This window comes from Tamlana crocina, assembly GCA_040429635.1.
Lineage (GTDB): Bacteria > Bacteroidota > Bacteroidia > Flavobacteriales > Flavobacteriaceae > Flavisericum > Flavisericum crocinum.
Genome location: CP158972.1, coordinates 2,167,714 through 2,185,910, shown reverse-complemented (window position 1 = coordinate 2,185,910; position 18,197 = coordinate 2,167,714). Strand labels below are relative to the sequence as shown.

Genomic DNA, 18,197 nt, shown 5'->3' with positions numbered 1-18,197 from the left:
AGATTTAAAAAAGCCGCTTAATTGCGGCTTTTTTTATTGGATGTTTCAGTATTATTTTCGCTTTCTCTCTGTTGTTTTGGTTCGGGTTTTGCAAACAAATCTATAAACGCCTTCCCTAAATACTCAATAATATGACTGGCTATTAAACTTTGATAGCCAAAATCAGCAACCGCAATATCTGCAGATCTACCATGGAGATAAACCCCAAAAATACTCGCCACCAACGGATGGTAGCCCTGTGTAATAAGCCCCGTTATAATTCCGGTAAGTACGTCGCCACTACCAGCGGTCGCCATACCTGGATTGCCAGTACTGTTCACATATAGTTTTTCATCAAAAACAGTTATAGTATGCGCTCCTTTTACAACAATAACCAGGTTGTGCTTTTTCGATAAGGCTTTTACTTTTTTAAGTTTATCAAAATCATCGGTCCATGTGCCAATTAGTCGCTCCAATTCTTTAGGATGCGGCGTAACAACAGTTGGTGATTCTGGTAGCAATTTCAATAACTGTTTGTGTTTTGATAAAATATTAAGTCCATCGGCATCAATCACCAAAGGTGCGTTGTTAGTTTTTAAAAAAGCTTCGAAGGCTTTAGTGGTTTGCTGTTCCTGTCCTACTCCAACACCAAAAGCGATAACCGTAGGTTTAATGTTGAAGTCAATATTGGTTATTGTTTCATCACTACTGTCTGTGATTACCATAGCTTCCGGAAAAGAAGTCTGCAAGGGCAAATACCCACATTTTGGAACATAAGCGGAAACCAACCCAGCACCGGCAGAAAGTACAGCCCTACTTGCCAAAGTTACCGCTCCTATTTTTCCGTAGCTTCCGCCAATAATCAACGCGTGGCCAAACTGCCCTTTATGTGCAAATTTATCCCGCGGGATATAATTAGGTAATACCTCGTGCTTACCGATTAATTCGGTTTCGGTTTCTGTGGTGAATAAAAACTCTTGATCCAAACCAATATCCAAAACTTCCCATTGCACGGTATATTTGGCCGTTTCGGGCAGAAAGAACACCAGCTTTGGTGAAGCAAAACTTAAGGTGAACCCAGCCCAAACCACGGCGTTTTCATCTTCGACGGGCTTATCGGTGAAAAGTCCCGACGGAATATCAATTGATAAAGTAAATGCTTTGGTTTTTCTAAAATGGACAAACAGTGCTTTAACCCAATCATCAACCGGTCGATTCAATCCAATACCAAAAACGCCATCAACAATAATATCTTCGGGCTGTATTCCAGGGAAATCCTCTTCGCATTTTAATAATGTTGGCCATTCTTTGGTTACGTTTTTTATTCGATCGTAATTAATCAAAAAATCCTTTGAGCGTTTGTCACTGCAATTCACCACATAGGTTTTTACATTGTAACCGTGGGTAATTAAATGTCGGGCAATAACGAGTCCGTCACCGCCATTGTTGCCAATGCCGCAAAATATATGGATAGGCACCTGAGCGCCCTGCATGCGCAAATGCAGCCAATTGAAAATTTGGGTGCCGGCGCGTTCCATTAAATCGGTTGACGAGATGTTCTGTCTTTCGGCCGTTAGTTTATCACCTTTATAAATTTGTTCTTTTGAAAAGATTTTCATTTTTAATTCGGTTGTAGATTTTCTAATTCTTTTGAGGGTTTCCCTCTTTTTTTCTATGAAACTTTAAACAATATAAGAATACCGCAAAAAGCGTGTTTTAGTTTTTTTATTAGCTTAAATGTAATACTTTTGAAGGGTATTTTTATAACACCCATGAATTATTTAAACCAAAATACTACAAAGTCTGTTTCTTTTTTCTCAGGAAAAAGCATCACTTTTTTTGGTACAACTACAAATATTACAACCCTTTGGGGTTGCTAATTATATATTCCTCGGGCTATCTTTGTAATTTCAGAAATTACAGTTTTTCAATTATTTTTTCAATTATTCAACACATTAAAACATGAAGGTTTTAAAATTTGGTGGAACTTCAGTAGGTTCTTCAAACAACATAAATAAAGTTATAGATATTTTAGAAAATTATGGTAAGGAAGATGCCATAGTTTGTGTGGTTTCGGCCGTTGGAGGCATAACAGACAAATTGCTTTTGGCGGGAAAACAGGCCCAAAATAAGGAGGATGCTTTTCATGACACATTCGAAACCATAAAAGAAACCCACTTCAGCATCATAAACGAATTGAATTCAACCAATAACGCCCCCATTATCAATTACGTTGATGAAAAACTGGGCGAACTTAAAAGTTTGTTGGAAGGTATTTATTTGATTAACGAACTTTCACCAAAAACCTCCGATAAATTAGTAAGTTTTGGTGAATTACTTTCCTCATTCATTATTGCTGAAACAATGAAAAACAGAGGGCTTTCTGCCAATAGAAAAAATTCACAAGAATTGGTAGTTACCAACTCCAATTTCACAAAGGCAGAGGTTGATTATAAAATTACCAACAAGAATATACAGGATTATTTTAAATCGGCACCACAGAATATTACCATTCTTCCCGGCTTTATTTCCAAATCTAAAACCGGCGAACAAACCACTTTAGGTCGTGGCGGCTCAGATTTTACAGCGGCTATTATTGCTGCGGCTTTAAAAGTTGCCCAACTTGAAATTTGGACTGACGTTAGCGGTATGTTTACCAGCAACCCGAAAATGGTAAAGCAGGCCTACCCTATTAAAAAGATTTCGTACCAAGAGGCTATGGAACTTTCTCATTTTGGGGCGAAGGTATTGTATCCGCCAACGGTTCAGCCAGTTTTAACTTTAGGTATTCCTATCCACATTAAAAACACTTTAGAGCCCGAGGCCGCAGGTACTGTTATTTCACACGACCCCGTAAATGCCAATGGGCCTGTAAAAGGGATTAGCAACATTAACAATATTGCTTTGTTGACTTTACAAGGCAGTGGCATGGTGGGTATTCCTGGGTTTTCAAAACGTTTGTTTGAGACCTTGTCTCAAGAAAAAATCAATGTTATTTTAATTACCCAAGCATCCTCCGAGCATTCTATTTGTTTAGGCGTTGAAGCTAAAGATGCCGAAATTGCCAAAACAGCTATCGATGCCGTTTTCGAAAACGAAATTGCACTGAACAAAATAGACCCCATTATTGTGGAAACCGGCTTGGCCATTATTGCATTGGTGGGCGACAACATGAAAAACCACCAAGGTATTAGTGGTAAAATGTTCAGCAGCCTCGGCAAAAACAACATTAATATTAGAGCGATTGCACAAGGTGCTTCAGAAAAAAATATTTCAGCAGTGATTTTAGAAAGCGATGTAAAAAAGGCGCTCAACACCTTGCACGAGCAGTTTTTTGAAACCAAAACTAAACAGCTTAATGTGTTTATCACCGGGGTTGGTAATGTAGGTGAACGCTTGGTGGAGCAAATAAAACAACAAAAGAAATATCTGAAGGAAAACCTGAAAATTAAACTTCGTGTGGTGGGGTTATCCAACTCCAGAAAAATGATTTTTAACGATGAAGGTATCGACCTAAAAGATTGGAAAAACCAATTGGCCAATGGCGAAAAAGCCACTTTGCAAGGGTTTTTCGAAAAAACAAAATCACTCAATTTGCGTAACAGCATTTTTGTTGATGTAACGGCCAATAAGGCTGTAGCCGATATGTACGCTAATTATTTAAAACAAAGTATTGGTGTAGTGGCCTGTAATAAAATTGCTTGCTCAAGTGATTTCGAAAATTATAAATTACTCAAACGTTTGTCGTTGGAATACAATGCACCGTTATTGTTCGAAACCAATGTTGGAGCTGGTTTACCGATTATCGACACCTTAAACAATTTAATTGCTTCGGGAGATAAAGTAAATTCCATCCATGCGGTACTTTCCGGAAGTTTAAACTTTGTGTTCAATAACTTTAACGATAAAACTAAATTCCACGATGTAGTAAAACAAGCTGGGGTTGAAGGTTATACCGAACCCGACCCAAGAATTGATTTAAGCGGTGTTGATGTGGCTAGAAAAATATTGATTTTGGCTAGAGAAAGTGGCGTGGAAATGAACTTGGAAGATATTGAAAACATATCGTTCTTATCTGAATCCGGATTAAAAAGTGATAGTGTCGAAGATTTTTATGAAACTTTAATTGCAGACGAGGCACATTATCAAAAATTATATGCTTCTGCCAAAGCAAAGAACTGCCAATTAAAATATGTAGCGAAATTCGATAATGGAAAAGCTAGCGTGAGTTTGCAGGAAATCCCAGAAGGCCATCCATTTTACAATTTGGAAGGAAGTGACAACATCGTCATGTTTTACACCAAAAGATACGCCCAACAACCTATGATTATTAAGGGAGCCGGTGCTGGTGCTGATGTTACGGCATCTGGATTGTTTGCAGATATAATTCGATTGGGCAACGATTAAATTATGGAAGAAATTAAAATATTTTCGCCCGCTACCGTAGCCAATGTGGCTTGTGGTTTTGATGTGCTCGGTTTTTGTTTGGATAGTGTTGGTGACGAAATGGTGATTCGTAGAACTCCCAAAAAAGGTATTCATATCACGCACATTGAGGGATTTAACTTGCCCTACGAAACTGAAAAAAATGTAGCAGGTGTATCGGCTTTAGCCATGTACAATGCCATTAATGTTGATTTTGGTTTTGAAATAGAAATCTACAAACGCATCAAACCCGGAAGCGGCATTGGCAGCAGTGCCGCCAGTGCCGTGGGAAGTGTATTTGGCATGAATGAAATTTTGGGTAGGCCGTTCAATAAAACACAATTAACGGAATTTGCCATTAAAGGCGAGGCTTTGGCCAGTAAATGTGAGCATGCCGATAATTTGGCCCCTGCCCTTTTTGGTGGCTTTACGCTCGTAAAAAGCGTTGCGCCATTGAATATTTTGGAAATCCCCTCGCCCGACGATTTATTCGCTTCTATTATTCATCCGCAAATTGAAATAAAAACCGCCGATTCCCGTGCTGTTTTGCCCAAAGAAGTGACGCTTACCGATGCTATTACGCAATGGTCTAATTTAGGCAGTTTAATACACGGGCTACATACCAGTAATTACGATTTAATAAAAGACTCCCTTCATGATGTTATCGTGGAGCCCCATCGTAGTAACTTGATTCCACACTACAACGAGGTTAAAAATGAAGTGCTAAAAGCAGGGGCTTTAGGCGCTTGTATTTCGGGGTCTGGTCCATCTATTTTTGCATTAAGCAAAAGCATAGAAACCGCTAAAAGTGTGGCCGATGCCATGAATAAAGTCTATTCGGCTACCGAATATAATTTTGATATTCATATTTCAAAAATCAATACTGAAGGTATAAAAATAATTGAACAACACTAACAATGAATTATTATTCACTTAACCATAAAGTTCCTAATTCAACATTCAAAAATGCCGTAATTAAAGGCTTGGCTCCCGATAAAGGCTTGTATTTTCCAGAAAGTATTACGCCACTGCCAAAGTCTTTTTTTGAAAATATTGACGATTTAAATTATTCGGAATTGGCTTTCGAGGCCATTAAACAATTTGTTGTACCCGAAATTCCAGAAGATGTTTTAAAAACAATCGTTGAAGAAACCTTGTCTTTTGATTTTCCTGTGGTTAAATTGAATGACCATATTTCGACGTTGGAATTATTTCACGGTCCAACCATGGCCTTTAAAGATGTTGGTGCCCGTTTTATGGCGCGTTGTTTAGGCTATTTCAATAAAAACAACGACAAAGAAGTAACCGTTTTGGTGGCCACTTCGGGTGATACCGGTGGTGCAGTTGCGAACGGATTTTTAGGGGTTAAAGGGGTGAATGTAGTGATTCTTTACCCTAGTGGAAAAGTGAGTGAGATTCAAGAAAAACAACTTACCACTTTAGGCCAAAACATAAAGGCCTTGGAAGTTAACGGTACTTTTGATGATTGCCAAGCCATGGTAAAGAAAGCTTTTCTCGATGAAAGCCTAACAAGCCAAATGCAGCTCACTTCTGCGAACTCTATTAATGTGGCGCGTTGGTTGCCACAACTATTTTATTTTATGTTTGCTTATAAGCAATTGCATAATCAACATGAAGATATCGTATTTTCGGTGCCCAGCGGTAATTTCGGAAACATTTGTGCCGGAATGATGGCGCAAAAATTAGGGTTGCCCATCAAGCATTTTGTAGCTTCAAACAATGTAAATAATGTGGTAACGCGTTATTTAATATCGCAATTGTACGAACCAAAACCTTCTATACAAACCATCAGTAACGCGATGGATGTTGGCGCACCAAGTAATTTTGTCCGTATTCAGGAAATTTACAAAAACGACTTCGAAACCTTAAAGGAAAATTTATCGTCTTTCAGTTTCACCGACGACGAAACCAGAGCAGCGATGCTCGAAATTTTCGACAATTATAATTATGTGGCCGACCCGCATGGTGCCGTTGGATATTTAGGATGCAAATCGTACTTAAAGGAAAACCCGAAGGCGCATTGTGTGTTCTTGGAAACCGCGCACCCTACCAAGTTTTTGGATGTGGTGGAAGAGGTTGTAAAAGAAGAACAACCATTGCCGGAGCAAATACAATCGGTAATGGGCAAGGAAAAGGAATCGGTTATGGTTTCAACCTACGAAGATTTAAAAGACTTTTTGTTGAAGTAATATTGAACATGGTTACATAAAAAAATCCCCTCGTAATAAAGGGGATTTTAGTCCAAACTAAAATTTAAATAACTTATTGAGTTATCAGTGTGTCCTCTTAAGTTTCTTTAATGGCTATTAATTGAAATTAAAAAGGATGCTTTTAATGTTTTTTGGGTGTTTTATTTCTTAATGAAGATATTGGTATAATACCATCTACCTTCTTCGTTTTTTTCGGCCGATACATCAAAGTTTGTGTAATCGCCTTCCAAGTTGTTTTTATGCGCTTCACTTTTAAGCCAAGCTCGTACTACGGACTCGGCAGAGCTATAACCGTAAGCCACGTTTTCTGAAACTCGTTTTGCTCCGGCGTGAGATTTTAGGTAATTGCTCCGTGAATAAAAATTATCGTGGGAAACCTCTCCACTATCCACCATATAATCGGTGTGGCTAAAGGCTACAGATTTTACAATATCCATATCTTCTAAAGGATTTAAACCCTGTGAAATACGGTGGTCGTTAATGAGTTCTAAAATTTCTAGTTCAATTAACTTGGCTTGTTGGGCAACTAGTTTAAGTTCTATAGCTTCTGCATCATCATCTAAGTTATGGGTAGAGCACGATGAAAACGAAAGCATAGCCAACAAAGCCAATAACGGCAGTTTGATTGGTAACTTCATGTGGGTTAAGTTATTTTAGATTTGGGATTGTAAAATTATAATCCTAACCCGAAGTAAATGTTAATAAAAAGTTAAAATCGACTAAAAACATGTCTTTAATCGATTTTTAATGTTTTTAATCGTTAAAATGTAGTTTTTTGAAAGAATTTATTTTCAAATAAATTTATGGTGCCAATCGATCTATTTGCCAATTAAAATCTTCCAAAAGTTTATAGCGAATACGGTCATGAAGTCTATTGGGGCGTCCTTGCCAAAATTCCATTTCAACAGGCTTTACAATGTAGCCGCCCCAATGTAATGGCCTTGGTATTTCCTTTCCAGCAAACTGCTTTTCTAATTTTATAAGTTCTTTTTCTAAATCTTTGCGATTTACCACTTCACTTTGATTGGACACCAAAGCCCCTAATTGACTTCCTCTTGGTCTGGATTCAAAATAACCATCGCTTAAATTCTCAGCTATCTTTTCAGTTTTTCCTTTTATAATGACTTGCCGTTCTGCTCCATGCCAAAAAAATGACAGACAAACGTTAGGATTTGCGGCAATGGCCTTTCCTTTTTCACTATTATAATTGGTGTAAAAAATAAAACCTTCAAAAGTGTATTTTTTGAGTAACACCACTCTGTTTTTGGGAAAAGCATCTAAGCCAATAGTTGAAATGGTCATGGCATTGGTTTCATTCTCTGGAAAATGCGCATCAACTTCGTAAAACCATTTTTGAAACAGTTCAATAGGGTTTTCGGGTACTTCAGACAAAAGTAATTCTGCCTTTTCATAAGATTTCCTGTAGTTGCTTAAGTCCTTTTCCATAAATACAAATTAACAAAAAAACGCTCTAGCTTTGTAGCAACATGATATTAAAATCACTAATTTTATAGTATGAATTTTCTTTATGACTTTCGAAGAAAAAAAATATTACAGTGATTTAAAACCCCACAAGTTGCAAATGCCTTTTGGTAATTTTTACTTGTGTGATGGTTTTGTTGTTTCCGAATTAAACGAAGGTATTCATTTTGATTGGGAGATGATAAAGACTGTAATGGATAAAGTTATTGAGTATTATGGAAAAAACACAAAATGGGGATATATTTCGCATCGTGTAAATTCGTATTCCATGGATCCCCAGACTTGGGAATTAGTAGACCAAACTTACAATAGTGTTATATCTTCGGGGGCTATTGTGTACTATAATAAAATGACCTCAATCAACGCAGCCTTAGAGAAGCATTTTGCTCCTGTAAATATAAAGCGCTTTGACTCATTGGAAGCAGCCATTGAATGGACCTTATTTGAGAAAAAATAGTTGAAAACAATCTGTTGAATCAATAAAACTTCGTTTGATTTCCATGTATTTAGAAACTTCAGAGTATTATAAAAACAACCCTTCACATAAGTTAACGCTTCCGTTTGGAACGTTTTACCTTTTTGAAAAATTTTATGCTTCTGAAATAAACGAAGGCGAGCATTTAACTTATGAAAAACTCAGGCTTTTAATGGTCGAACTTATAGGCTTTTACGGAAAAAACACTAAGCTCGGATTTATTGCAAACCGCATACACTCCTATTCTACCGATCCGGGCTGTTACAATAGGATTGATGACGAATTTAACATAATAATTGCCAGCGCCTTTGTGGTTTATAACAACTTTGCTTTCGGAAATGCCAGTTTAGAAAAACAACTGACTAAAAAAAAGATCAAAAGGTGTACTTCCATTAGCCAAGCTATAACCTGGATTTTAAACTTGAAGGAGTTGAATTAAAACTCAAAAGTTTTGCCGTCTTTAGCCAGTTCAACATTTGGAAAAACGTCTTCGGCTTCTTCCTTAAATACTTTTAGATTATCGTATCTCGTGGAGTAATGCCCCAAAATTAAAGTTTCTACATTCGCTTTTTGGGCAATAAGAGCCGCTTCGCGTGCGGTAGAGTGTTTTGTTTTTACCGCCAAATGGGCATGTTGATTTAAAAAAGTCGATTCGTGATAAAGTACAGTGGTATTCTCTATTATGGGCACGATATCTTCCTTGTACATGGTATCGCTACAAAACGCATAACTCTTTGGTTTTGGCCCTGGCTTGGTTACCGCTTCGTTTTTAATAAGCTCGCCATGTTCATTTTCCACATCAAAACCTTGGGTAAGTTTTCTGTAATACGCTACGTTAATATTAGCCCTTTCCACGGCATGTATCTTCAGTTTTCGAGAGCCTTCTTTTCCCTTAAACAAATACCCGTTGGTGTAAATTCGATGATCTAACGGAATGGTGTGCACTTCCACCTTATCGTCTTCAAAAATTAATTCTGATTCTTTTGAAGTGAGTTCATGGAAAATCAATTTGTAATTGGTCCACGAATCGGCCAACTTCATTTGAAGCGTAACCACTTCTTTAATGCCTTTTGGGCCATAAATATGCAGGTCGGTCTCACGGGTAAGCAACCTAAACGTTGATATCAATCCCACCAGACCAAAAAAATGGTCGCCATGCAAATGCGAAATAAAAATATGCTTAATGCGATTGAATTTTATTTTATGTTTTCGCAATTCCACCTGCGTACCCTCGCCACAATCTATTAAAAACATGTGATTGTTTATTTCCAATACTTGCGAGGTGGTGTTGTTTAACGTTCGGGGCGTGGCACTGTAGCAGCCTAAAATGGATAGTTTCATTTTGTTTTAAGCTGTTTGTAGTTTAGGGCATCTACGATGGTAAATTTGCTTTTAAAAGTAAAGGCAAAAGGGGTTTCACCGTGAGCGTTTAAATAATCCAAACGTAACTTAGCGTCATTAAAAGTTGGCATATACCCCACAGGTACATACCAAAACGCCATGTGGGCCATCTTCACTTTACTGAACCATTCCTTTTTCCGTTTGAAAACTTCAATGTGGTTGGACCGGTATGTGTAATTAAATAACGATTCCTGATTTTCCCAAACGGACATATTAATTAAAAGCGAATCATCTTGAAATATAGCGGCCGCTTCGTCTTTATCTTCATCTTTTAAGCGCCAAACAAATCCGTCGCTTTGGTCGGCTATGACATTCATTCTATCAACGTTGTTCACAAAATCTTGCATAATGGGGTCGTCCATTAGAGCTAAACGCTTGGCAATATTTACTTGTGCAAGATGGTATGCTGTCATATTAAAACCCTAAATCGCGCTCCATTTCTTCCATTTCTATAATATCATGGGCTTCCTGAATGGTGGGCACCACAACAATTTCATCTGGAACACTATCTAAATCAATTTTATTGTTAACGATTACGAACGATTTTTTTGAACCTCGATGTGTATTCGAAATTTGCAAAAACTCCACTATATCATCTTGTCTTAAAGGTTTTAATGAGGTTAACACCACAATAATATTATAGTTTTTTATTTTTGAATACGACTCCTGAATTTTTTTCACTAATTCTACAACCGTAGCTTGTTCTTGCGTGATTATAGAGATATTTCCGTTTTGGTCTAAAATCATAATCTACTGTTTTATTTTTGAAGCTAATAAGTATATCACGGCCATACGCACCGCTACACCGTTCTGTACTTGGTCTAGAATAATCGATTGACTGGAATCGGCCACATCACTGGTAATTTCCACGCCTCGATTTATAGGGCCTGGGTGCATGATGGTGATTTCTTTATCCAATGAATCCAATAAATCTTTGCTTACTCCAAACTGTTGGGTGTATTCTCTTGTTGAAGGAAAGTAACTGATATCCATTCGCTCGTTTTGCACACGAAGCATATTTGCTACATCACACCAATTTAAGGCTTTACGTAAATTGGTTTCAACTTTTACTCCAAGGCTATCTATATATTTTGGCAACAGTGTTTTCGGGCCACAAACCATCACTTCGGCGCCTTGTAATTGTAATGCGAAAATGTTCGACAGCGCTACTCGGCTATGCAAAATATCACCAACTATCACTACTTTTTTTCCGCCAACTTCACCTAATTTTTCGCGGATGGAATACGAATCCAATAAAGCTTGTGTAGGGTGTTCGTGAGCGCCATCGCCAGCATTTACAATACTCGCTTTTATGTGCTTGGAAAGAAACACGCCTGCCCCCGGGTTGGGATGGCGCATCACCACCATATCCACTTTCATAGATAAAATATTGTTTACCGTATCGATAAGGGTCTCCCCTTTTTTTACCGATGATTGCGCCGATGAAAAATTAAGCACATCGGCCGACAAACGTTTTTCAGCCAACTCAAACGATAATTTAGTTCGGGTGGAATTTTCAAAAAACAGATTGGCTATGGTGATATCGCGTAGCGAAGGTACTTTTTTAATGGGCCGGTTAATCACTTCCTTAAAATGGTCGGCCGTTTCAAAAATAAGTTGGATATCTTCGGGTTTAAGATATTTTATTCCCAATAAGTGGTTTACACTTAATTCGCTCATTCTAAAAGTTTAAAGTTTAAAGTTTAAAGTTTAAAGTTGCTTGTGCATTCTTTTAACCAACTTCAAGTTATTATTTTATGTTTTAGATTTTGACTACACTTCGACTGCGCTCAGTGTGACACTCAATCTGGCATCAAACTTCAAGCTTATGCCTATCATTTTTCAATTAAGTAAACCGAATCTTCGTTATCGTGCTCTTTCCAGTTTACCCTTACTTTTTCTTCGTTTATAACGTCTACCTGACGGCCTCTATAATTGGGCTGAATAGGCAAATGCCTACTGAAACGCCTATCGATTAAAGTCAGCAGCTCTATTTCGTTGGGACGGCCAAACGACTGAATGGCGGTTAGTGCCGCACGAATACTTCGGCCGGTGTAAAGTACATCATCAATAAACACAATGTTTTTATCTTCTACCAAAAAGTTGATTTTGGTTTTGTTGGCTTCCAAGGGTTTGTCGCCTCTTCTAAAGTCGTCCCTAAAAAAAGTAATGTCTAAATACCCCAATTGGATATTTTTAACTTTGTAATCTTCCTTTAAAATTTTTGCCAATCTGTCTGCCAAAAACACGCCACGAGGCTGTAAACCAATAAGTACAGTGTCGCTAAAATCGTTGTGTTTTTCAATAAGTTGGCAAGCCAAACGGTGAAGAATGATGTTTACCTCTTTTGCGTTAAGTAAAACTTTTTGACTCATATTTAATCCAAACGTATCTGGTAAACAAAGGTAGTGCAAAAAATTAGAAGTTGAAACGAATGCATAAAAAAAGCCCCGCATTTGTGCGGGGCTTTTGAGGTTGCTATTTTAAAACTTTTAATCCCTTTTTGAAATGCTTTAACGTTGTTTTTTTGTTTGCCTTTGTTTTAAACGCTGCTAAAGGCTGGTTATTTTCGGCACTATAGACATAGTTTAAAACTACAACATTAACATTATCCCTCATACTAGCTAAAGAATGACCTTCGTCATTAGACTTAACTAAAGGGCGAGAAAGGTAATTATATGGTTTGGTGTACAGTATATTGGGAGAAGACGACATTATAGCTCTATCAATTTCTTCTTTTGTAACTATTTTATAATTATAACTATATACCGATTCCATTTGATCTTTTAAATCGTCGGTTACTAGACTTTCATCAACCAGTAAAGTACTCGTTTCTACATTTTCCCTAAACGCTTTAATAGTATTTTGGTTGTTTTCTTTCCATGTTTTAGCATCAAAAACCGTTTCTAAATCCTTCTGTAACCAATATAAACCTTGTTTGTAGTCTGCCATGGTTAACTTCTCATCGTAATTACCAAACTTTTTAAAATGAGTAAATGTTTTTTTGTTAAGTAAGCCTATACAAAAACACCCAGCAGGAACATTAGCTCGATATAATTTTTCTGAAAACATCAAGTAGGCATAATTGTCCCTTTTCAATTTGTCCTTTTCATATTCTCTTAATTCATCTTTCGAAACAAAAGTAATATCCTCTGAATAATACCAATACTTCTGCATAGCCTCTTTTAAATCAACTCTCATTCGCTGATATAATGGGTCGTCGTAATCATGTAATACAACTAATAAGGGTAATGTTTTAATTATTTCTGCTTCTGGTTTCCTTTTTTTAGTTATTCCATATTGAGCATGCACTGAAATAAGCATCAAAAATGCGATAAAAGTTAAGTGAAGTTTTTTCATTTTAATTTGTAAATATAGTTGTCGTCAAAAATAGAATTATTTTTACAAGTTTCGGTTTTATTATAAAAAAAGCCCCGCATTTCTGCGGGGCTTTTGTTCAATAGGATGAAAAGATTCCTGCCTGCGCAGGAATAGGAATTACTTCTTCCCGTCCATTTTATCCTTAAGTGCTTGTAAAGCATCGTTAGCATCACCTAAAGTTGGTTTTGCTTCTGCAGCAGCAGCTTCAGCTTTTCTAGCAGCTTGTTTTACAATCTTAGCTTCTTCTTCCTTGAAAACAGCAGTATGAGAGGCTACAACGCGCTTAAATTCTTTGTTGAATTCAATGATTTTAAACTCGGCTTTCTCTCCTTTTTTCAATTTGCTGCCATCTTCTTTTTCTAGGTGACGTGCAGGTACAAAAGCAACGATATCTTCGTTAAACTCTACAGTAGCACCTTTGTCAACGATTTCAGAAATTTCAGCTTCGTGGGTTGTATCTAAAGCGAACTCAGTTTCGTACTTGTCCCATGGGTTTTCAGTAGTTTGTTTGTGACCTAAAGATAATTTACGTCCTTCAACATCCAACTCCAATACAACAACGTCTAACTTATCGCCTACGTTACAGAACTCACTTGGGTGCTTGATTTTCTTAGTCCAAGATAGATCTGAGATGTAAATCAATCCGTCAATACCTTCTTCCAATTCTACGAATACACCAAAGTTAGTGAAGTTACGTACAATACCAGTGTGCTTAGAACCTACTGGGTATTTACCTGTAATATCAGTCCATGGGTCTGGAGTCAATTGCTTTATACCAAGAGACATTTTACGGTCTTCTCTATCTAGAGTTAAGATTACCGCTTCAACCTCGTCACCTACAGATACGAAATCTTGTGCAGAACGTAAGTGTGTAGACCATGACATTTCAGAAACGTGAATCAATCCTTCAACACCATCAGCAACTTCGATAAATGCACCGTAATCTGCGATTACAACTACTTTACCTTTTACTTTGTCACCAACTTTTACTTCATCAGCAAGAGCTTCCCATGGGTGCTTGCTCAATTGTTTTAAACCTAATTGGATTCTTGATTTATCTTCATCAAAATCAAGGATTACCACGTTAAGTTTTTGGTCTAATTCTACAATTTCGTTCGGGTGGTTGATACGAGACCAAGAAAGGTCTGTAATGTGGATCAATCCATCTACGCCACCAAGGTCGATAAACACACCGTAAGACGTGATGTTTTTAACCACACCTTCTAATACTTGACCTTTTTCTAATTGACCAATGATTTCTTTCTTTTGCTCTTCAATATCAGCTTCGATAAGCGCTTTGTGAGACACAACTACGTTCTTGAACTCGTGGTTGATCTTAACCACTTTGAATTCCATAGTTTTGTTTACGTACTGATCGTAATCTCTAATTGGCTTAACGTCAATTTGAGAACCTGGTAAGAATGCTTCGATACCGAATACATCTACAATCATACCACCTTTAGTTCTGCATTTTACAAAACCGTTTACAATCTCGCCAGTTTCGTGTGCTTTGTTTACGCGATCCCAAGCTTTGATTACACGCGCCTTACGGTGAGATAACACTAATTGACCAGTTGCATCTTCGCGAACGTCAATCAATACCTCTACCTTATCGCCTACTTTTAAATCTGGGTTGTAACGGAACTCGTTTAATGAAATAACACCTTCAGATTTTGCGTTGATATCGATAATAGCATCGCGATCTGTAATGTGTACCACTTCACCAGTTACCACTTCGTCATCTAAAGTGTCAACAAAGTTCTCGGCTACTAATTTTTCAAATTCTTTTAATTGTTGGTCGTCAACCTCGTCAATACCTTCTTGGTAGTTGTGCCAGTTAAACTCCTTTAAGAATTTTTCAGGGTTTGCTTGTGCTTCAGATACTACCGGAGCTTGTGCAGTTTGTGCTTCAGTTGCTTCAACTTCAGCTTTGTTTTCGTTTTCAGCCATTTATGCTAATTAACTTGAATGCTTTGGTTTGCAATGGTTTAAAACCAAACAGCATTCGGGATTTGTATTCTGTATGCCTCGGAAGATTTAAGCGATAAACACACAGAAGCGTTATAAATTGATTTTTAAAATGTTCCCTTTTATCTTTCCGTTTTCGCTAAAAGGAGTGCAAAAATACATATTTTCAATCAATTAGCCTAATTGCAACGTTATTATTTATGCCATTTGAAAGAAGCTACAATTATTAACCATAAAATAGATAAATATAATGTGGCTTTTTTCTATATTTAACAAATGTATGTCAGGTTGAGCGGAGTCGAAACCTAATTATAACCTTCGTTTAACAAGGCCTTTCGGCCTTAGTTTATCTTGAGCGAAGTCGAAAGGCTCAAGGTGACAACAGTCGATAATATTGAAAATAAAGTGTAACAAAAAATTAAAACAAATAAAACTTAATACCTATGACAGCAAAAGCAAAATACCAACCCGTTTTAGATTTGGGCGAAAAACTGAACGTTACCGACGGCAAAGTGGAAGAAGAAAATGGAAAACTGAAAGTGTGGGGCACCGCAAAGTACCAATATGAAAAAAACCTGATTTGGGATAAAATCAAGGAAATTGGTGGCGAAAACCCCGCCGATATTATGGCCGATATAAAAGTGGCCGACACCTCGGTATACGCCAGGCACACCGTAAAAAGTGGCGAAACTTTAGGGAAAATAGCGAAGCAGTATTACGGCAACCCCGCCAAATACCAAGATATTTTTAAGGCCAATTCTGATATTTTGAAAAACCCAGATGTGATTTACCCCGACCAAGAATTGATCATTCCGAATATATAATTCTCTGTTTAATAAAACTGAAAAGCGAAACACCTATTGGGGTTTCGCTTTTTTTATGTGGTTGAATGAAGGATTAAAGGAATATAAGAACTAAATTACAGTGTTAACAAGTATACAAGCAAACCTAATTAATGCCTAAAAGCTATACAATGTTAGAGATATGTCGAATATAAATCTTCGCACCATAACTAGGTATCCCTCGTAACTTTACACCTTTAATTTTTGTATCAATCGTTTTAATCAATTTTGAGTTAATATCCTTTAGGGCATCCTTTACTGGCTTATTTGTATTTTTACTTTCGTGCAATTCAAGTATCAACTCTTTATCGTTAAATTTCATTATAACACCATCAATATCAGTTACAATTCTTTTATTTGGAGGTAAAGAATAATTATAAACTTTTATCCTTGATAAGCAAATTAAAACAGTTCCATCAAATTTTCTGAAGGCGGACTTTCTTAGCTGATTTAATTCATGTATTCTATCTATATCTTTTTCTGTTTTTATTGCATTATCGAAATTTTCCTTAAGCGGATTTAGATTTCCTATTTTTATTCCAAAATAGTCATATTTTCCGAAAGAATGATTGTCTATATCAAAATGATACTTGCTATCTAAATGATAACGTAATGCAGCCCATAGAATATTTTTAAAAATTGGTAAATTTTTATTCAAAAGTGCTTTTTTGATGTTAGAAGAAATATGTTCCCTTATTGGTTTTTTGAAATCTTTTTTTTGTTGTTCGGTTATGTTCAGAGAGTTTAAGTTGTCATCAATTATTTTGTTTATTTTTTTGGTTTTATTAAATTCATTTGTTGCTGTACCAATAATTTGTTCTAGAACAATGTTACCTATATTAAATATGAAGGTAGAAAAATTTTTAATATTAAAAGTTTTATCCAAATAAAAGTCAATGACTCTTTTGTCTGTAAAAGGGTTTAGATCTATTGATGCTTCAACACCATTAATTCCATTTTTTACTTTTAAAATTTGTTTAGTCGCACTCGAAACTTCTTCAAAAACCATGTTTTTTTTATCTAATTTAATCCTCAGAAAATGCTGTAAATCACATAATGTAGGGTTATACAAGCCATTGCTCAAGGCCTGATTCAAACTTTTGACGACATCTGAATCGATTGTCTTAGAGGCGTTTATTTCATAAGACCTTTGCTGCGTTTGGCTCTTTATATTTAGATATAGATTATCATAAAGTATAGAGATAAGTGGTTCTAATATAATTGAAATCCTCTTGTTTTGATAGTTATTTTCGAACGAATCCAATGACAAAACTGTAGAGAGAATATCTAAGCTGAAAGGAAGAGAACTATTTCTAGAATCCAAAGAAATTATAGAAATATCTCTAAGAATATAATAAATGTTTTTTAATCGAGAAATTTGGTTTGAACTTGCTATTTGGTCATTTTCATCTTCAGGTAAAAGTAAGAGTTTATATATTTTAATTAGTTCTTCTTGTCTATCAATACGTCTAGTAAATGTTTTATATATTCTAACAAAACTGATTATGTGATGAAATTTAACATAATCAAAATTAGTGATTACCTCTTGCGACCATTTTTTTAGCCGTTTGTCCTTTATACAATTTAACAGCTTTCTTTTAAAAGACTTATTATGAATACATTCGAGTAGTAGCGTTTTTTCATCACCAATGGTATTTTTACAGTGACCGAAGTTAGAAAGTAAAATCCAAGTTTTAATTATATCATTTCCAAAATGTTTATTTCCATCTATCGTTATGTTTCCTTGAGCGTTGGTTGTCCCTTTAAACGTATTTTCGATTAGTTCTGAAATTACACATTGTAATATTAAGTAATCAAATCTGCTATGATTAGAGTTTTTGAAAGCGTGAGAAATTAAACCTAAATGAGCTGTCTTCTTTTGTCTATCAATTTCTTTAATATCAATATAATGTTGATACAATTTTGCACTTAAATCAAGAAAGTTTACCGTAACCTTTCCTAGAATTGGAATGTCTTCCTTTATTCTCATTTTTTGTTCTTCAATTTTACTGC

17 protein-coding genes are annotated in these 18,197 nt (G+C 36.3%); 6 read left to right on the top strand and 11 right to left on the bottom strand.

The genetic code is table 11. From position 1 onward, the window contains the following. Positions 1–17: 17 nt before the first annotated feature. The gene (locus tag ABI125_09685; GenBank protein ID XCF04994.1) at positions 18–1,598 is read right to left on the bottom strand and encodes an NAD(P)H-hydrate dehydratase; all 1,581 of its coding nucleotides are present in this window, start codon (positions 1,596–1,598) and stop codon (positions 18–20) included. 343 nt (positions 1,599–1,941) lie between these two features. On the opposite strand from ABI125_09685, the gene thrA reads away from it, so the two are divergent. From thrA to thrC, 3 genes are read left to right on the top strand one after another with little or no spacing between them, the layout of a single operon-like run. Continuing rightward, complete coding sequence (gene thrA, locus ABI125_09680; GenBank protein XCF04993.1) at positions 1,942–4,386, top strand: bifunctional aspartate kinase/homoserine dehydrogenase I; 2,445 nt, start codon at positions 1,942–1,944, stop codon at positions 4,384–4,386. Between the two features lie 3 nt (positions 4,387–4,389). Further along, positions 4,390–5,319 (top strand): homoserine kinase, encoded by a 930-nt coding sequence (locus ABI125_09675; GenBank protein XCF04992.1) that lies wholly within the window; start codon positions 4,390–4,392, stop codon positions 5,317–5,319. Between the two features lie 2 nt (positions 5,320–5,321). Next, the gene (thrC, locus tag ABI125_09670) at positions 5,322–6,614 is read left to right on the top strand and encodes a threonine synthase (GenBank protein XCF04991.1); all 1,293 of its coding nucleotides are present in this window, start codon (positions 5,322–5,324) and stop codon (positions 6,612–6,614) included. A 161-nt stretch (positions 6,615–6,775) separates the two neighbouring features. On the opposite strand, the gene ABI125_09665 is transcribed toward thrC, so the two are convergent. Beyond that, positions 6,776–7,273: a CAP domain-containing protein gene (locus ABI125_09665; protein XCF04990.1), complete on the bottom strand. Its 498-nt coding sequence runs from the start codon at positions 7,271–7,273 to the stop codon at positions 6,776–6,778. A 163-nt stretch (positions 7,274–7,436) separates the two neighbouring features. Further along, positions 7,437–8,081 carry a pyridoxamine 5'-phosphate oxidase gene (gene pdxH, locus ABI125_09660; GenBank protein XCF04989.1) on the bottom strand — a complete coding sequence of 215 codons (645 nt, stop codon included), beginning with the start codon at positions 8,079–8,081 and terminating at the stop codon, positions 7,437–7,439. Between the two features lie 82 nt (positions 8,082–8,163). Here pdxH and ABI125_09655 point away from each other — a divergent pair, with 82 nt between their 5' ends. Next, positions 8,164–8,574 (top strand): hypothetical protein, encoded by a 411-nt coding sequence (locus tag ABI125_09655; protein ID XCF04988.1) that lies wholly within the window; start codon positions 8,164–8,166, stop codon positions 8,572–8,574. A 43-nt stretch (positions 8,575–8,617) separates the two neighbouring features. Beyond that, positions 8,618–9,031: a hypothetical protein gene (locus ABI125_09650; GenBank protein ID XCF04987.1), complete on the top strand. Its 414-nt coding sequence runs from the start codon at positions 8,618–8,620 to the stop codon at positions 9,029–9,031. On the opposite strand, the gene ABI125_09645 is transcribed toward ABI125_09650, so the two are convergent. The 7 genes from ABI125_09645 to rpsA all read right to left on the bottom strand — a co-directional run bounded on the left by ABI125_09645 (position 9,028) and on the right by rpsA (position 15,324). Then, positions 9,028–9,933, bottom strand: coding sequence for a ribonuclease Z (locus ABI125_09645; protein XCF04986.1), 906 nt, complete (start codon positions 9,931–9,933; stop codon positions 9,028–9,030). The two genes, ABI125_09650 and ABI125_09645, sit on opposite strands and share 4 nt — an antisense overlap. Beyond that, positions 9,930–10,406: a DUF3291 domain-containing protein gene (locus ABI125_09640; GenBank protein ID XCF04985.1), complete on the bottom strand. Its 477-nt coding sequence runs from the start codon at positions 10,404–10,406 to the stop codon at positions 9,930–9,932. Before ABI125_09640 ends, ABI125_09645 begins: the two co-directional genes overlap by 4 nt. A 1-nt stretch (position 10,407) precedes the next feature. Further along, positions 10,408–10,740, bottom strand: coding sequence for a ribonuclease Z (locus ABI125_09635; GenBank protein XCF04984.1), 333 nt, complete (start codon positions 10,738–10,740; stop codon positions 10,408–10,410). 3 nt (positions 10,741–10,743) lie between these two features. Beyond that, positions 10,744–11,673, bottom strand: a complete 930-nt coding sequence (locus ABI125_09630; protein ID XCF04983.1) for an aspartate carbamoyltransferase catalytic subunit — start codon at positions 11,671–11,673, stop codon at positions 10,744–10,746. Positions 11,674–11,828: 155 nt separating this feature from the next. Beyond that, positions 11,829–12,368, bottom strand: a complete 540-nt coding sequence (pyrR, locus tag ABI125_09625) for a bifunctional pyr operon transcriptional regulator/uracil phosphoribosyltransferase PyrR (protein XCF04982.1) — start codon at positions 12,366–12,368, stop codon at positions 11,829–11,831. Between the two features lie 103 nt (positions 12,369–12,471). Then, positions 12,472–13,353, bottom strand: a complete 882-nt coding sequence (locus ABI125_09620; protein ID XCF04981.1) for a hypothetical protein — start codon at positions 13,351–13,353, stop codon at positions 12,472–12,474. Positions 13,354–13,491: 138 nt separating this feature from the next. Beyond that, complete coding sequence (gene rpsA, locus ABI125_09615) at positions 13,492–15,324, bottom strand: 30S ribosomal protein S1 (protein ID XCF04980.1); 1,833 nt, start codon at positions 15,322–15,324, stop codon at positions 13,492–13,494. Between the two features lie 461 nt (positions 15,325–15,785). Here rpsA and ABI125_09610 point away from each other — a divergent pair, with 461 nt between their 5' ends. Next, positions 15,786–16,166, top strand: a complete 381-nt coding sequence (locus ABI125_09610; GenBank protein XCF04979.1) for a LysM peptidoglycan-binding domain-containing protein — start codon at positions 15,786–15,788, stop codon at positions 16,164–16,166. A 142-nt stretch (positions 16,167–16,308) separates the two neighbouring features. Here ABI125_09610 and ABI125_09605 read toward each other — a convergent pair whose 3' ends face one another. Next, on the bottom strand, positions 16,309–18,174 hold the full coding sequence (locus tag ABI125_09605) for a hypothetical protein (GenBank protein ID XCF04978.1): 1,866 nt from the start codon (positions 18,172–18,174) through the stop codon (positions 16,309–16,311). Between the last annotated feature and the right edge of the window lie 23 nt (positions 18,175–18,197).

Bases quoted from the DNA above. Each gene is read 5' to 3' on its own strand.
- thrA (XCF04993.1), top strand. From the start codon at position 1,942: ATGAAGGTTTTAAAATTTGGTGGAACTTCAGTAGGTTCTTCAAACAAC.
- ABI125_09665 (XCF04990.1), bottom strand. From the start codon at position 7,273: ATGAAGTTACCAATCAAACTGCCGTTATTGGCTTTGTTGGCTATGCTT.
- ABI125_09640 (XCF04985.1), bottom strand. From the start codon at position 10,406: ATGACAGCATACCATCTTGCACAAGTAAATATTGCCAAGCGTTTAGCT.
- ABI125_09655 (XCF04988.1), top strand. From the start codon at position 8,164: ATGACTTTCGAAGAAAAAAAATATTACAGTGATTTAAAACCCCACAAG.
- pyrR (XCF04982.1), bottom strand. From the start codon at position 12,368: ATGAGTCAAAAAGTTTTACTTAACGCAAAAGAGGTAAACATCATTCTT.
- ABI125_09605 (XCF04978.1), bottom strand. From the start codon at position 18,174: ATGAGAATAAAGGAAGACATTCCAATTCTAGGAAAGGTTACGGTAAAC.
- ABI125_09635 (XCF04984.1), bottom strand. From the start codon at position 10,740: ATGATTTTAGACCAAAACGGAAATATCTCTATAATCACGCAAGAACAA.
- ABI125_09630 (XCF04983.1), bottom strand. From the start codon at position 11,673: ATGAGCGAATTAAGTGTAAACCACTTATTGGGAATAAAATATCTTAAA.
- pdxH (XCF04989.1), bottom strand. From the start codon at position 8,081: ATGGAAAAGGACTTAAGCAACTACAGGAAATCTTATGAAAAGGCAGAA.
- ABI125_09645 (XCF04986.1), bottom strand. From the start codon at position 9,933: ATGAAACTATCCATTTTAGGCTGCTACAGTGCCACGCCCCGAACGTTA.
- ABI125_09685 (XCF04994.1), bottom strand. From the start codon at position 1,598: ATGAAAATCTTTTCAAAAGAACAAATTTATAAAGGTGATAAACTAACG.
- rpsA (XCF04980.1), bottom strand. From the start codon at position 15,324: ATGGCTGAAAACGAAAACAAAGCTGAAGTTGAAGCAACTGAAGCACAA.
- ABI125_09650 (XCF04987.1), top strand. From the start codon at position 8,618: ATGTATTTAGAAACTTCAGAGTATTATAAAAACAACCCTTCACATAAG.
- ABI125_09610 (XCF04979.1), top strand. From the start codon at position 15,786: ATGACAGCAAAAGCAAAATACCAACCCGTTTTAGATTTGGGCGAAAAA.
- ABI125_09675 (XCF04992.1), top strand. From the start codon at position 4,390: ATGGAAGAAATTAAAATATTTTCGCCCGCTACCGTAGCCAATGTGGCT.
- thrC (XCF04991.1), top strand. From the start codon at position 5,322: ATGAATTATTATTCACTTAACCATAAAGTTCCTAATTCAACATTCAAA.
- ABI125_09620 (XCF04981.1), bottom strand. From the start codon at position 13,353: ATGAAAAAACTTCACTTAACTTTTATCGCATTTTTGATGCTTATTTCA.